We start from the raw sequence: 13840 nt of genomic DNA, 5'->3' as shown, positions 1-13840 counted from the left end.
AGAAAGTACACTGCCAGGGAGGTAAACGTATAGAAATCATACAAGGATTTCTATACAAAAAGGGTTCGATCATCAAAAACCGATGATCGAACCCTTTTTTGGCTCACTTCTGGCTAATTATGTCCCAGCCTCTTCTTTTTTTGATTGATCAATGAATCTGACTTTAAAACTAGTGACCGAAATCTACTTGTAAGCATTTACTTGTTTAAGTGCTAAAACATTGCGGTATACTACTATTAACAATGAAAGGAGATTGATCTTAAATGAGTTATGAAGAAAATGTAGCTAGTTTTGATAAAATTGATTCCGCAAGAGCAGACGAACTAGTAAAAGGGGACGGAGAGGCTGTAATCTATGTCGGTAAATCTGTATGTCCTTACTGCCAAACCTTCGTTAAGAAACTAAACAAAGTAGCCGAAGAAACAAATGCCCACATCTATTACGTTAACAGTATTGAAAACGCTGATATGAAAGGTGTTTCTGCTTTCCGTAATGAGTACGACATCCCAACAGTACCTGGCTTCATCTACACTAATGGAGACACAGTCAACGTTAAATGTGATTCTTCTATGTCTGAAGAAGAAATTAAAACTTTCATGAACAAGTAATTGATCGAAAACTATATGAAAAAGATCCTTCATTCATAGTGAATGAAGGATCTTTTTCATTTTGGTTTTTAATTAACAAGCTGTTGTATAGGCGAGTAAGAATTGAACTTTTATAGGCTGGTTGATAGTTTTAAAAGTTTTGAAAATAACACCCTATATTAATAATTATAGAGTATAATCAGAATATTAGTTATATTACTATTTTGTCAAGAAAAGCAGAAGGTCATATTCGACAGTCACAAAATAACTAGTATTGTGACAAATGAAAATGCCAAATGGTATAACTAACAAATTATTGAGAGTTGTATAATTCTCAATGATTGAAACTTCAATCAAATAGGGGGCTGGGTAGAATGAGTAAAAGAAGTAAACTCTTGTTTACGGTTTTAATGGCTTTTACATTAGTAATGTTAGCCGCATGTGGGAACTCATCAACAGATGATACTGAAAGTGCAGATTCTGATGATGTTGTAAAAGCAAAAGTAGGCGTTATTTCATACTTAACTGGTCCAGGTGCTAGTTATGGTGAAGCGATCACAAACGGAATCAATCTTGCACACAAAGAAATTGCTGAACTGGGGGAAGTTGACATCGAGTTGAAGATTGAAGACTCCGCTGGTAAACAAGAAGAAGCATTATCAGTTGCACAAAAATTAATGAACTCAGAAAATGTAGATGCAATTATTGGACCTACTTTAAGTACTGAAATGCAAATCGTTGGACCGGAAGCAGATTTAAACGGCGTTCCAATTCTAGGTACATCAAACACAGCTGAAGGTATTCCGCAACTTGGAGAATATGTATTCAGAAACTCGATTCCTGAGACATTAGCAATTCCTGCATCTGTGCAGAAAGCTATTGATAAATATGGCGCTAAAAAAGTTGCTATTTTATACGGAAATGATGATGTATTCACAAAAGCAGGATATGACACGATGAAGCAAGTTGCTAAAGATTTAGATTTAGAAGTTTTAACAACAGAAACTTTCCAGTTAGGACAATCTGATTATAAAGCACAATTAACAAAAATTAAGAGCCTTAACCCAGATTTAGTTTTAGCTTCTGCTCTTTATAATGAAGGCGCAGTAATTCTTGATCAAGCCCGCAAAATGGGAATTGATGTTCCTTTTGTTGGCGGTAACGGGTTTAACTCACCAGAAGTTATTAAAATTGCTGGCGATGCTGCAAATGGTTTAATCGTTGCAACCCCGTGGTTCGCTAAGAAAGACGACGAGAAAGTTAAAAAGTTTGTTGAAGATTATGAAGCCGCTTACGGTATGGAGCCAGACCAGTTCGCAGCACAAGCATACGATGGTTTTTATGTAATGGCTGAAGCAATTAAAAATGCTGGTGAAGCAGACCGTGATGCGATTCGTGATGCACTTGCTGAAATTAAAGATTTTGAAGGTGTTTTAGGAAATATGTCATTTGATGAAGAAGGCGACATTATTATGGAGCCAACGGTTTTAATTATTGAAGGTGACGAATACGTAGTCTTTGAATAATTTTAGGGAAAGGGGCTGGGATTTTCCCAGCCTTCTTATTTTCCTAAATGACTTACGAAAAATAAGCTCGATTATATAAGTCAAAAATGAAGAAGGAGGAGGAGGACTATTGCTAATTGAACAATTAATAAATGGTCTAACATTAGGGAGTATCTATGTCATTGTTGCGCTAGGTTACACGCTCGTATTTGGTGTGTTGAACGTAGTAAATATGGGGCATGGGGAAATCTTTATGTTCGGAGCGTTTATGGGCGTCGTCGTCACGAATATATTAGGTTGGCCATTATATATTGCATTTGTTGTAGCCATTGTCGTGACGGGAATTTTAGGCTATTTTCTCGAGACATTTGCGCTACGACCATTACGAGGAAAAGAGGGTGTATCACATCTTGCACCTTTAATAAGTACAATCGGTGTTTCTATTTTTCTTGAGAACGTTGCACATCACTTTTTTGGTTCAGGTAACCAACCCTTCCGTACATCACTTTCGGAATTAAAATTCGTTTTAGGATCAACAACTGTTTACTACGTTCAAATTATTATTTTCGTTATTGCTATTTTACTTATGTTCGGACTTACTTTTTGGTTATCTAAAACAAAGGCAGGAAAAGCATTACGTGCAAGTGCGGAAAACTTAGCGGTAGCCAGTCTTCTCGGTGTAAATACGAAGAGAACGATAACGCAAACTGTTATTATTGCATCTGCAATGGGTGGAATCGCTGGAATTTTAGTCGGAATTGCTTTCAACTCTGTTAATCCACAAATGGGTTTATCTTTCGGACTAAAAGGATTAGCTATCATTATTTTAGGTGGTTTAGGTAATGTAAGAGGGGCCATGGTAGGTGGTTTGATTTTAGGGATGGCTGAAACATTTATCGTAGCCTATGGAGATTCAGGTTATCGTGATGCTGTTGCGTTTATCGCAATCATTGTTATTTTAATCGTACGACCTCAAGGAATCTTTGGAACAGCTACAACTGGAAGAAAGGGTTGATTAGATGTTAGGCGAATTAATAAACCCATATTATCTACAAGTTATTTCTTTTATTTTAATTAATATTATCCTGGCAGTTAGTATATACATAACGCTTGGAACGGGACAATTATCACTGGGGCATGCAGGTTTTATGAGTATAGGTGCGTACACAACAGCTATTCTTACGCTTAATTATAATATGCCGCTTGTACTCGGTGTCATTATAGCTGCGATCTTTACAGGGATTGTTGGGACATTAATTGGTATACCCGCTTTAAGATTACAAGGTGTTTATCTCGCTATTGCAACACTTGGGTTTGGTGAAGTCGTTCGAGTTCTTTTCATTAACTGGGAGGGTTTAACAAACGGTGCAATTGGCTTATCAGGCATTCCGCATCTTGGAAGAGAAATACTTAGTTTATGTAAAAGTATAGGAATAGAACCTGATATGTTTGGATTGAAAAACAACCAATTCATAAGTTTAGCTGTCTTTTTTGTTTTACTCATTATAACGATTGCAGTCATTTGGTTTTTCGTGAGACAGAATAATTCTAGAATTGGACGTGCTTTTTCCGCTATTAAAATGGATGAAGAAGCATCAGAAGCAATGGGTATTAATATTACGTATTACAAAGTGTTAGCTTTCGGTCAAGGTGCAATGTTAGCAGGGTTTGCAGGTGCATTATATGCCCATTTAATGGCGTACATTAGCCCATCAGACTTTGATTATCACAGAGCAGTAGAAATATTGATATTCTCTATTTTTGGCGGAAGCGAAGTTATATGGGGATCCATATTCGGAGCTGTGTTCTTATCTGCAATGCCTGAATTCCTACGTTTTATCAACGAGTATCGATTTATGATTTATGGTGCGCTTCTCGTTCTTATGATGGCATTCCGTCCACAAGGAATTATAGATGTGAATATGATGAACCGATTTAAACGATTGAAACCTAAGAAGAAAGGGGAGAAGAATCATGGTGCTGGAAATAAAGAAGATCAGTAAAAACTTCGGTGGTATCCAAGCTTTAACCGATGTCTCATTTTCAGTGGAAGAAGGCGAAATTCTTGGTTTAATTGGGCCTAATGGTGCTGGAAAAACGACGATGTTTAATATGATTACAGCTATGTATCCTCCTAGTTCTGGTGATATATCGTTTGTCGGCAATCCACTATCAAATCTGAAGCCACATCAAATTACAGAAAAAGGTATCTGTCGTACATTTCAAAATATCCGTCTGTTTTCTGACTTAACAGTACGTGAAAACGTTATGGTAGGTAATCATTGCCGACTAAAAACGAATGTGATGCAAAGTGTATTTCGTACGAAAGCTCAAAAAGCAGAAGAAGCTAGAGTCCTGGCGACTTCTGATGAGATACTAGAAGTTGTTGGCTTAGCGAATGACAAGGAAACGATTGCAAAAAACCTTTCCTATGGCGCACAGCGAAGATTAGAAATCGCAAGAGCTTTAGCGAGTAGGCCAAAGTTAATTCTCCTTGATGAACCAGCAGCCGGTATGAATGAAAAAGAAACGAATGATTTATTTAATTTAATTAAAAAAATCCAAACATTGGATATTACGGTGCTGCTGATCGAACATGATATGCCACTAGTGATGCGTGTTTGTAGTAGAATTGTCGTTTTGAACTTTGGTAAAAAAATTGCAGAAGGTACACCGAGCAGTATTCAAAACAATAAAGAAGTAATTGAAGCCTACCTCGGGGTGGAGGAGGAAGATGAGCTTGCTTAAACTAGATAACATCAGTACCTTTTATGGGAAAATTCAAGCGTTAAAAAGTATAGATATAGCTGTAGAAGAAGGGACAATCGTAACGATTTTAGGAGCCAATGGTGCGGGGAAGACGACGATGATGAATACCATTGCTGGGCTTTTAAAACCTAAAGAAGGTACAATCCATTATTTGGGGAATGATGTTACAGGCCGTCGACCAGACCAGCTTTTACGAAAAGGTTTAGCACTTGTCCCAGAAGGTCGAGGTATTTTGGCAACAATGACTGTTTTAGAAAACTTGGAAATGGGTGCATATCATCGAAGTGATTCAGAAGTTGGCGCGGATATTGAAAAAGTGATGGATCGCTTTCCAATTCTGAGAGAAAGAAAAGAGCAATACGGTGGTACACTTTCAGGTGGACAACAACAAATGTTAGCGATTGCCAGAGTGATTATGTCTAGACCAAAGCTTCTTTTACTAGATGAACCTTCAATGGGGCTAGCACCGATCATCGTTGCAGATATATTTAAAATTATTAAAGAAATTAATGAAGCTGGTACGACTGTATTACTTGTTGAACAAAATGCGCGACAAGCCTTAAAAGTAGCAGATCGTGGGTATGTACTTGAAAATGGAAGAGTAGTGGCTTCTGGTACTGCGAAAGAATTATTGCAAGATGATACGATTAAGAAAGCTTATTTAGGTCATTAATCAAGATTGAAGAGGCAGTAGAACTTTGCTGCCTTTTTTTATTTTGTTGAAATTGCGAAGAACAATTTACGTAATTAAAAATTTTACTTGGAGTGAATAATATGAACTTACATGAATCTAAGAAAGTTAGAGATAGGGGTATTATCATTGGCCGTCTTCCAACGGGTATCAAAAATTGTATCACGGATGTAAAAGGCGTAAAAGTTGGACATGTCACACTAGATCATCCATTACAAGGAGATGATTACGTAGCTACAGGCGTGACTGCCATTTTACCGCATGGCGACAATCTGTTTATGAATAAAGTAGTAGGCGCAAGTTATATTTTAAACGGTTTTGGAAAAACAACAGGACTCGTTCAAGTAAATGAATTGGGCTTGATTGAGTCTCCGATTATGCTGACAAACACGTTTGCAGTCCCCGCAGTGACCCAAGGTACCCTACAATATATGTTAGAAGAAAGTCCTGAAATTGGAGACACGACGGGAACGATCAATCTGGTTGTTGGGGAATGCAATGACAGCCGACTGAATTCAATCCGTAAGCTAGCAGTTCAACCTAGTCATGCAATCGATGCTATTAAAGAAGCTTCTACTGACGCTTGCTTGGAAGGGGCAGTTGGGGCTGGAAAAGGCATGATTTGTTTTGGCTATAAAGGAGGAATTGGTTCCTCATCACGAATAATTACGGAGAGTGAAAGTGGAAAGAAGTATACGGTTGGTTGTATAGTCCTTAGTAATTTCGGAAAAAAGGAAGACTTTCAAATTGAGAAATATAAATTAAGCGACAACCCGTATATCCCGACATACCCTAGTCCCGCTGATGGATCGATCATGATAGTTTTGGCGACAGATGCACCGCTTAGCAATAGGCAGTTACGCCGAGTGGCGAAAAGGTGTGGTATCGGTCTCGGAAGAACGGGAAGTCACTTTAGTAATGGTAGTGGTGACGTTGTCATCGCATTTTCAACTGCTCATAAAATTCCGCATTTCACAAGAGAAATGGTAGAAACAAGACAACAATTAAGAGATGATCATTCTATTATGAATGACCTTTTTCTCGGTGCAGCTGAAGTAGCGGAAGAAGCAATACTGAATTCCCTATCACAGGCTATAACGACGACAGGACGGATGGGGAATATCGTCCACGCCTATCCGTTTGACTAGTTTTGATGAAATTAATTTCAGCAAGAGCAGACGAACAACGTCGAGACTGTAATCTATCCGTATGTCCTTACTGTCAAATAGTCGTTGGGATACTCAATAAAGTAGCTATGAAGAAATTAAATCTTTCATGAACAAGTAATCGATCGAAAACTATATGAAAAAGATCCTTAATTCGAAATGAACTAAGGATCTTTTTTATTTCGTTTTTAATTAACAAGTTGTTCTGAAGGAGAGGTTTTCTGTAGTTCGTTCAGAAATGTTTGCCGCTCGTCTGTGTTATGGAGATAAATAGGCTCAATAGCTTCTTTCAGCCATGCTCTGCGCTCTGTACGATCCGCAACGTAGTGTTTCACATACTGTCGAACATCAGCGAGGAAATCCAAATACTCCTCATATCGTTCATCATAGGTTTCCGCAATTTCGTCACGGATCTTTTTAGCCAATGAGGGACTTGAGCCACTTGTCGATACACTGATGATCAGTTTACCCCGCGTAGTGACAGCGGGAATCTGTGCAGTGCCTAAAGAGGGATTGGAAGCGTGAACGACTAATTTTCCAGCATCTTTTAATTGCTTGGCGAGGCGATCGTTCACTACTTCATTATCTGTTACGAGCAAGGTGAGAAAGGCGGTCGCAACATCTTCCCATTCCGCTTCTTTCGTTATGAGCGTAACCACACCTTGCTGTTCAAGTTCTTCAAAAGAGGGATGAAAAGCAGGACTGATAATAGTTGGATGAATACCGAATCGGCGGAGATTAAGTACTTTGTGATAGGCGACATGTCCGCCACCGACTACGAAGATATTCGATTCATCCATCTTTTCAAGCATAATGGGGAACATCTAGACCACGTTTCCTTTCTGCTGCTTCATTAGCCCTTTCATTCAAGATTGCATGGATAGCTGGATCATAACCGAGTGCAGGACATAAATGAATAGCGGTTGTTGTTTTAGTTTTCTGTAGTGTTCGCTCAATCGTTTTCATTAAAATACCAGTGAATAATAAATAGGGTAAAATATATAGATTCTTCGGCTGCTGTTCTAACAAACGCTCAAGTTCTTCTTCAAAAAAAGGACCACAGGCGGCAAGATAACCCACGCTAACATTTTGTAGTGTCGTTTTCTCTTGGAAAATCCTTTTGATATCTGCAAAGTCATCGATCGTTGCGGGGTCGCTACTGCCCCTTCCAATCAATAATATCGATGCATCTTTGGGGACAATTTCTGTTGTTTGATGCAATCGCTCAATCAGCACATCGACCATTCGTTCATCCACGCCAATTGGGTCTCCGTAGTAAACAGGAATATCAGGATACTTCACCATGACGCCTTGCAGCTCAACGGGTATGTCCACATTGGCATGGCCCGCGCGTAATAACAGGAAGGGGATTGCGATAATTTCCGTCGCACCACGCTCTATACAACGCGCAACACCTTCTGCAATAGAAGGATCAGCAAGTTCTAAGAAACAGGCTTCTTGGATAGGGGCAGCTTCAGTTCTCATCGTTTTCTCGATGAATGCTAAGGCTGCCTGCTGTCCTTTCTTTACACGGCTACCGTGACAAATATAGAGGATCGCTCTCATACTAGCGCCTCATGCAAACGACGTTCATCACTCGATTCCTCGAACCACTGTAACTCGTCGCGTAAACGGACAACTTCACCAATGACAATCATACTTGGATTCTTGACATCTTCAAGGCGTGCCGTTTCCGTCATAGTAGAAAGTGTTGCAGTAACTGCACGTTGCGTCTCTGTGGTCCCCCAATGAATAAACGCAACGGGTGTGTCTGGATCCTTGCCATGTTGAATTAATTGCTTCTGTATATAGGGAAGATTACTGACACCCATATAAATTGCAAGTGTATCAATACCTTTGGCAAGAGCCTGCCATTTCTCAGCTTCTTCGGCTCCTTCTTTACGATGGCCCGTGACGATAGCAAATGATGCACTATAATCACGGTGAGTAACGGGAATACCTGCATAAGCAGGAGCAGCGATTCCAGAAGTGATGCCTGGAATCACTTCAAATGGGATGTGATGCTTAACCACAAACGCTGCTTCTTCACCGCCGCGACCGAAAATGAATGGATCGCCGCCTTTCAGACGTACGACTTGTTTACCTTGCTTCGCATGCTTAACCAATAAGAAATTAATCATATCCTGCTGGACGAAATGATGCTTCGGAAGCTTGCCTACGAATATCAACTCCACGTCCGGCTTAGCATACGTTAAAATCTCTTGATTGATCAGTCTGTCATAAAGAATTACATCCGCTTGCTGTATAGCTTTCACTGCTTTGACGGTCAATAAATCTGGATCTCCTGGACCCGCTCCGACTAGCCAAACTTTTCCCATTCTAACCACTCCTCAATTAATCCATTTTTTATCACGCAAGTAGCCGATTAGTTGTTCGACACATTCTTCCACAGTATATTTATCCGTTTCCAATGTAAGTTCAGGATTTACTGGTGCTTCATAAGGTGATGAAATCCCGGTGAACTCAGGAATGACACCGGCACGCGCTTTTTCATATAAACCTTTTGGGTCACGTTGTTCACAAGCGTCTAGCGGACAACTAATATACACTTCGACAAATTCGTCTTCTTCAACAAGGCGTCTCACGCTGTCACGATCTTCCTGGAAGGGGGAGATGAATGCTGTGAAAACAAGTTGACCACTATCGATGAATAACTTTGAAACTTCACCAATGCGACGAATATTTTCTTTTCGTGCTTCATCAGAAAAACCAAGATCTTTATTCAAGCCGTGGCGGACGTTATCTCCGTCCAGTACATAAGTATTAGCGCCGAGATCATGCAACCGGCGAGCGGCTGCATTTGCAATAGTGGATTTACCCGAACCGGATAGACCGGTAAAGTAGAGAACTGCGCTATGATGACTGTTTTTTGCTCGTTGTTCCTCTTTAGAGATTAATTGGTCATGCCATACAATATTCTTTGTCATTTCGCTTCTCCTCACTTCACCAGTTCTTTTTCTTGTAAGCCATTGATCAATACATCGACAACTTCTTTACGACTGAATTCCGGTGGAGGCAAGATGCCGTTTTTCAACATCTCCCGTACTTTGGTTCCTGAAAGAATGACATGATTTTCACTGGAATGTGGGCAAGTTTTTGGCGTCGCCATGTTGCCGCAAGTCTTACAGAAGAAACTGTGTTCAAAGAAGAGTAATGTAATACCGATTTCATCCGCTGTAAAGTTCGAGAAGATCTCTTGGGCTTCATACGTGCCATAGTAATCGCCAACACCTGCATGGTCACGACCGACAATAAAGTGGGTACAACCATAGTTTTTGCGTACAAGCGCATGGAAAATTGCTTCGCGCGGACCTGCATAACGCATTGCCGCAGGGAACACAGCTAGCTTGACACGATCTTCAGGATAGTAATCGCGCAGCAGAACTTGATAACTTTCCATCCGTACATCTGCAGGAATATCATCTGATTTCGTTTCCCCAACTAGTGGATTGAGTAATAGGGCATCGACAATCTCCAGTGCAGTTTTTTGAATATATTCATGGGCACGGTGAACAGGATTACGTGTTTGGAATCCGACAATAGTCTTCCAGCCATTATTTTCGAATGCTTGACGAGTTTCAGAAGGATCGAAATAAAACTCAGCAAAACTTTTCTGTTCAATTCGTCTAATCAATTTGATCGGCCCACCTAGATAGATATGGCCGCGATCGAGTAACTTGGCTACGCCAGGATGAGCGCGGTCAGCTGTCTTATAAACCTTTACCGCTTCTATTTGTTGATCAGGTTCAAAAATGTCTTTAATTTCAAGTGTTCCATAGATATCACCTTGGTACTCAAGCAAAACCGTGTCACCTATTGAGTAAGCAGAACGATCCTTCACAGGTAACGTAATCGGTAAACTCCAAATAGTGCCGTTTGCTAAGCGGATATCGTTTACAACTGCGTGATAATCTTCAGAAGTCAAGAAACCTGTTAACGGGCTGTATGCTCCTGTTGCGATCAGTTCCAAATCACTAACCGATGTAGCATCTATCGAAACTGTCTTGTGTACTCCTTCAATTGAAAGAGTGGGTTCGTATAAATTCACTAAACTACCGCCATGTGGTTGTATCGTTGTCATTTTATAAACACCTAACCTTCTTATAATAATAAGTCATATAGAAATACTTGGTTTTGAAACTAAAAAAAATTACGTATGCAGTCCGCATTCTGTCTTACCGCTACCTGTCCAACGTCCAGAACGCATATCTTCTTCGGTGAATGCTGGTTTTGTACACGTTGCACACCCGATACTCGGGAAACCTTGATCGTGAAGCACGTTATAATCGAGTTCATGTGTATGGGCAAAGCGCCAAACATCTTTCCATGTCCAATGAATCAGTGGACATACTTTAATCTTTTTAAAACGATTATCTAAGTTCAAATACTCTGTAGAACTTCTTGTTTCGGATTGCTCTCTACGTAATCCTGATATCCAAGCAGTGGAAGGAGAAATCGCTTCTTCCAACGGCTGAATCTTACGCAAATCACAGCATTGATTCGGATTGGTTTTCCAAAGGTCCAAGCCATATTGTTCTGTTTGTTCATCGATAGTCAAATGAGGTTGTTGTAAATGAATTTGAAGCTGTGGATAACGCTTTTTTACCTTTTCTATCGTTTCATATGTTTCTTTAAAGTGATAATTGGTATCCAAAAAAATAATCTTGGCATCTGGCTTCACGCGTGAAATTAGTTCGATCAATACAATGCCTTCGATACCAAAGCTACACGCATAGACTAGTTTTTCTCCATAGTGTTCATACGCCCATTGCAATACTTCAGAAGCGCCTTTTGTCTCGGAATCTGCTGGAAAATCCGGCAAGACCGATATCTCTTTCCACGATTCGAATGTGACCATTCCATACCCCCCGCTCTCTTGTTATATTATTAACAGTTTAACAGACAATTAAAAATAGTCAATGCAAATTAGAATAGTAGGGATTGAAATTTTTTCTGTTTTATTTGTGGGTGAATTGAGAGCGAGGATTTGGGGTTTGGTGTGGTAAGTAAGAGTCGGCGTTAGGTAGTTGTTTTTGCAATAACTACCTCTTTTTTGTTTTTTGCAGAGGTAGTAGTTTGACTGGCAATGTAAGTGGGGCGATCATTGGCCCCACTTCGGCGGTGGTGGATGGCTTCCGCAATGAGCCAGTCAGGAAGAGCGCCTGGCTGTCTCATTACTACGCCTACCACTGTCAGCCGCCTGCGTTAGATTATGTGTAGGGCAGTTATGATTCTTCTTTTGCAGGAATAGTAACTAGTACTACCCAGTCACTGGTTTTATCTCCTATAAACCACAAACAAACTTGATAAGTACTTGGTAACGCAGGCACAACTGCGGGGTCGGCCGTGGCCATGAGACAGCTAGCAGCTCCACCGCTAGTTGGCTCATGGCTGGAGGCAATCCCCCACGTGCCTGCGCGAGTCCAAAGCATGACCCTCACTACTTTCAATGAACAAGCAAAACTCGAGCAACGATCCAATCCATCCTTTACGTACTTTTACAACGCCGAAGAATAGTTCCCCAGTCACTGATCTTCATCTTTTATAAACCACACCCAAACTTGTCAACCACTTAGCAGCGCAGGCACAACTGCGGGGTAGGCCGTGGTCATGAGACAGCAGCAGCCCCACCGCTAGTTGGCTTATGGCTGTAGGCAATCCCCCACGTGCCTGCGCGGCTTCAAAGCATGACCCTCACTACTTTCAATGACCAAGCCAAACTCGAGCAACGACCCAAAACCCCAATTCGTAACAACTTCTAACCTTTCATTCTTTTTACTTTTCATGACAAAAAGCAATTGGTATACTAAACAATAGTAGGAAACCATTATAACTAAAGGAAAGAGTGTGTACCCAATGGGCCGTAAATGGAATAACATTAAAGAAAAGAAAGCATCAAAAGACGCAAACACAAGTAGAATCTATGCAAAATTTGGACGTGAAATATATGTAGCAGCAAAATCTGGAGACCCAAGCCCTGAATCCAACCAAGCCTTGAAATTCGTACTCGAACGTGCGAAAACATACAGCATTCCAAGAGCCATTATTGACCGTGCTATAGAAAAAGCAAAAGGTGGCGGTGAAGAAAACTTCGACGAACTTCGTTATGAAGGATTTGGACCGAATGGATCAATGGTCGTCGTTGACGCATTGACAAACAACGTCAACCGTACAGTTTCTGAAGTGCGAGCGGCTTTCGGTAAAAACGGAGGAAACATGGGAGTCAGCGGTTCTGTAGCGTATATGTTCGATCCGGCAGCGATTATCGGTATCGAAGGCAAAACAGAAGAGGAAGTATTAGAGCTTTTGATGGAAGCGGATATAGATGTAAATGATATCGAAGAAGAAGATGGGCAAGTAGTGGTCTATGCAGATCCTTCTCATTTCCATGAAGTACAAGAAGCTTTCAGAGAAGCAGGTGTTACAGACTTTACCGTAGCGGAATTATCTATGATTGCGCAAAATGAAATATCTTTGGATGAAGAAGCTCAAGAGCAGTTTGAAAAAATGATCGATGCACTTGAAGATTTAGAAGACGTACAACAAGTCCATCACAATGTAGAATTGGCATGAAAATAGCAGCTGTTCCCAAATAGGAGCAGCTGCTATTTTTATTATTTTATAATGACCTTCCAGCCGTCAGTAGGTTCTTCCATGGAATCAACGTAAGTTGGTAAGAAAACAAACGACCAAGGGGTTGCGGTAAATGCGGGAATATCGAGAGATAATGAGAAAGTCTCTTTTGCAGCTGTTTCTCCTCGTTCATTCACTACACATACTGTTGCTTCGCGAATTGATAATAACTCATCACGATTATTTTGTAAAAATACAGTAGCGGCTAATCCACCATTGCGTTTTCTTTTTAAAAGTATAGGCGTTGCCGTGAATTCTTCGTGCACTGATCTTTTAGTTTCATATTGGTGGATGAAAGCCTGTTTTTGTTGGTCTGATAAAGTAGCTTCCCACGTTTCTTCGAATATAATCTGCATAGGGCAGACCTCCTTTTTCCTATATCATTCCCCAAGGATTGATATTTAAGTCCTATTATAGCATATATTTTTAAATAATATGATTCACGACTTAATTCTCTTGTATAAAACA

The 13840-nt window shown here is 40.3% G+C and carries 17 protein-coding genes; 8 read left to right on the top strand and 9 right to left on the bottom strand.

Annotated features, from left to right (window positions below; genetic code table 11):
• The first annotated feature begins 263 nt into the window (after positions 1-263).
• The 7 genes from CSV69_RS13550 (at position 264) to CSV69_RS13520 (ending at position 6700) form a co-directional block, all read left to right on the top strand.
• A complete protein-coding gene (locus tag CSV69_RS13550; RefSeq protein ID WP_099693688.1) occupies positions 264-608 on the top strand; it encodes a DUF6568 family protein in 345 nt (114 codons plus the stop codon).
• A gap of 353 nt (positions 609-961) precedes the next feature.
• Positions 962-2113: an ABC transporter substrate-binding protein gene (locus CSV69_RS13545; RefSeq protein ID WP_099693687.1), complete on the top strand. Its 1152-nt coding sequence runs from the start codon at positions 962-964 to the stop codon at positions 2111-2113.
• A gap of 109 nt (positions 2114-2222) precedes the next feature.
• A complete protein-coding gene (locus tag CSV69_RS13540) occupies positions 2223-3107 on the top strand; it encodes a branched-chain amino acid ABC transporter permease (RefSeq protein ID WP_029055115.1) in 885 nt (294 codons plus the stop codon).
• A gap of 4 nt (positions 3108-3111) precedes the next feature.
• Complete coding sequence (locus tag CSV69_RS13535) at positions 3112-4095, top strand: branched-chain amino acid ABC transporter permease (protein ID WP_099693686.1); 984 nt, start codon at positions 3112-3114, stop codon at positions 4093-4095.
• Positions 4067-4840 carry an ABC transporter ATP-binding protein gene (locus CSV69_RS13530; RefSeq protein ID WP_085427075.1) on the top strand — a complete coding sequence of 258 codons (774 nt, stop codon included), beginning with the start codon at positions 4067-4069 and terminating at the stop codon, positions 4838-4840. The genes CSV69_RS13535 and CSV69_RS13530 overlap by 29 nt, the downstream gene beginning before the upstream one ends.
• Complete coding sequence (locus tag CSV69_RS13525; protein ID WP_099693685.1) at positions 4833-5534, top strand: ABC transporter ATP-binding protein; 702 nt, start codon at positions 4833-4835, stop codon at positions 5532-5534. The genes CSV69_RS13530 and CSV69_RS13525 overlap by 8 nt, the downstream gene beginning before the upstream one ends.
• A gap of 101 nt (positions 5535-5635) precedes the next feature.
• Positions 5636-6700: a DmpA family aminopeptidase gene (locus tag CSV69_RS13520; RefSeq protein ID WP_099693684.1), complete on the top strand. Its 1065-nt coding sequence runs from the start codon at positions 5636-5638 to the stop codon at positions 6698-6700.
• A 206-nt stretch (positions 6701-6906) separates the two neighbouring features.
• Here the strand turns inward: CSV69_RS13520 and CSV69_RS13515 are convergent, their stop codons facing one another.
• From CSV69_RS13515 to CSV69_RS13485, 8 genes are all read right to left on the bottom strand, one after another.
• Positions 6907-7518, bottom strand: a complete 612-nt coding sequence (locus CSV69_RS13515; RefSeq protein WP_233192397.1) for an NAD(P)-dependent oxidoreductase — start codon at positions 7516-7518, stop codon at positions 6907-6909.
• A 4-nt stretch (positions 7519-7522) separates the two neighbouring features.
• Positions 7523-8284, bottom strand: coding sequence for a sirohydrochlorin chelatase (locus CSV69_RS13510; RefSeq protein WP_099693682.1), 762 nt, complete (start codon positions 8282-8284; stop codon positions 7523-7525).
• Entirely contained in the window at positions 8281-9057 is a 777-nt protein-coding gene (cobA, locus tag CSV69_RS13505; RefSeq protein WP_085427070.1) for a uroporphyrinogen-III C-methyltransferase, read from the bottom strand. Before cobA ends, CSV69_RS13510 begins: the two co-directional genes overlap by 4 nt.
• Before the next feature lie 12 nt (positions 9058-9069).
• Positions 9070-9666, bottom strand: coding sequence for an adenylyl-sulfate kinase (gene cysC, locus CSV69_RS13500; protein WP_085427069.1), 597 nt, complete (start codon positions 9664-9666; stop codon positions 9070-9072).
• Between the two features lie 11 nt (positions 9667-9677).
• A complete protein-coding gene (gene sat / locus CSV69_RS13495; RefSeq protein WP_085427068.1) occupies positions 9678-10820 on the bottom strand; it encodes a sulfate adenylyltransferase in 1143 nt (380 codons plus the stop codon).
• Between the two features lie 69 nt (positions 10821-10889).
• On the bottom strand, positions 10890-11597 hold the full coding sequence (locus CSV69_RS13490) for a phosphoadenylyl-sulfate reductase (protein WP_085427067.1): 708 nt from the start codon (positions 11595-11597) through the stop codon (positions 10890-10892).
• Between the two features lie 161 nt (positions 11598-11758).
• Positions 11759-11929 carry a hypothetical protein gene (locus CSV69_RS16910; protein ID WP_158232678.1) on the bottom strand — a complete coding sequence of 57 codons (171 nt, stop codon included), beginning with the start codon at positions 11927-11929 and terminating at the stop codon, positions 11759-11761.
• A 35-nt stretch (positions 11930-11964) separates the two neighbouring features.
• A complete protein-coding gene (locus tag CSV69_RS13485) occupies positions 11965-12171 on the bottom strand; it encodes a hypothetical protein (protein WP_099693681.1) in 207 nt (68 codons plus the stop codon).
• 424 nt (positions 12172-12595) lie between these two features.
• Here CSV69_RS13485 and CSV69_RS13480 point away from each other — a divergent pair, with 424 nt between their 5' ends.
• Positions 12596-13312 (top strand): YebC/PmpR family DNA-binding transcriptional regulator, encoded by a 717-nt coding sequence (locus tag CSV69_RS13480; protein ID WP_099693680.1) that lies wholly within the window; start codon positions 12596-12598, stop codon positions 13310-13312.
• 41 nt (positions 13313-13353) lie between these two features.
• Here the strand turns inward: CSV69_RS13480 and CSV69_RS13475 are convergent, their stop codons facing one another.
• The gene (locus CSV69_RS13475) at positions 13354-13728 is read right to left on the bottom strand and encodes an SLAP domain-containing protein (protein WP_099693679.1); all 375 of its coding nucleotides are present in this window, start codon (positions 13726-13728) and stop codon (positions 13354-13356) included.
• Between the last annotated feature and the right edge of the window lie 112 nt (positions 13729-13840).

Source organism: Sporosarcina sp. P26b, assembly GCF_002743245.1.
Classification (GTDB): domain Bacteria; phylum Bacillota; class Bacilli; order Bacillales_A; family Planococcaceae; genus Sporosarcina; species Sporosarcina ureae_C.
The sequence above is the reverse complement of the archived record's forward strand: the minus strand, read 5'-3'. Positions and strand labels throughout refer to the sequence as shown.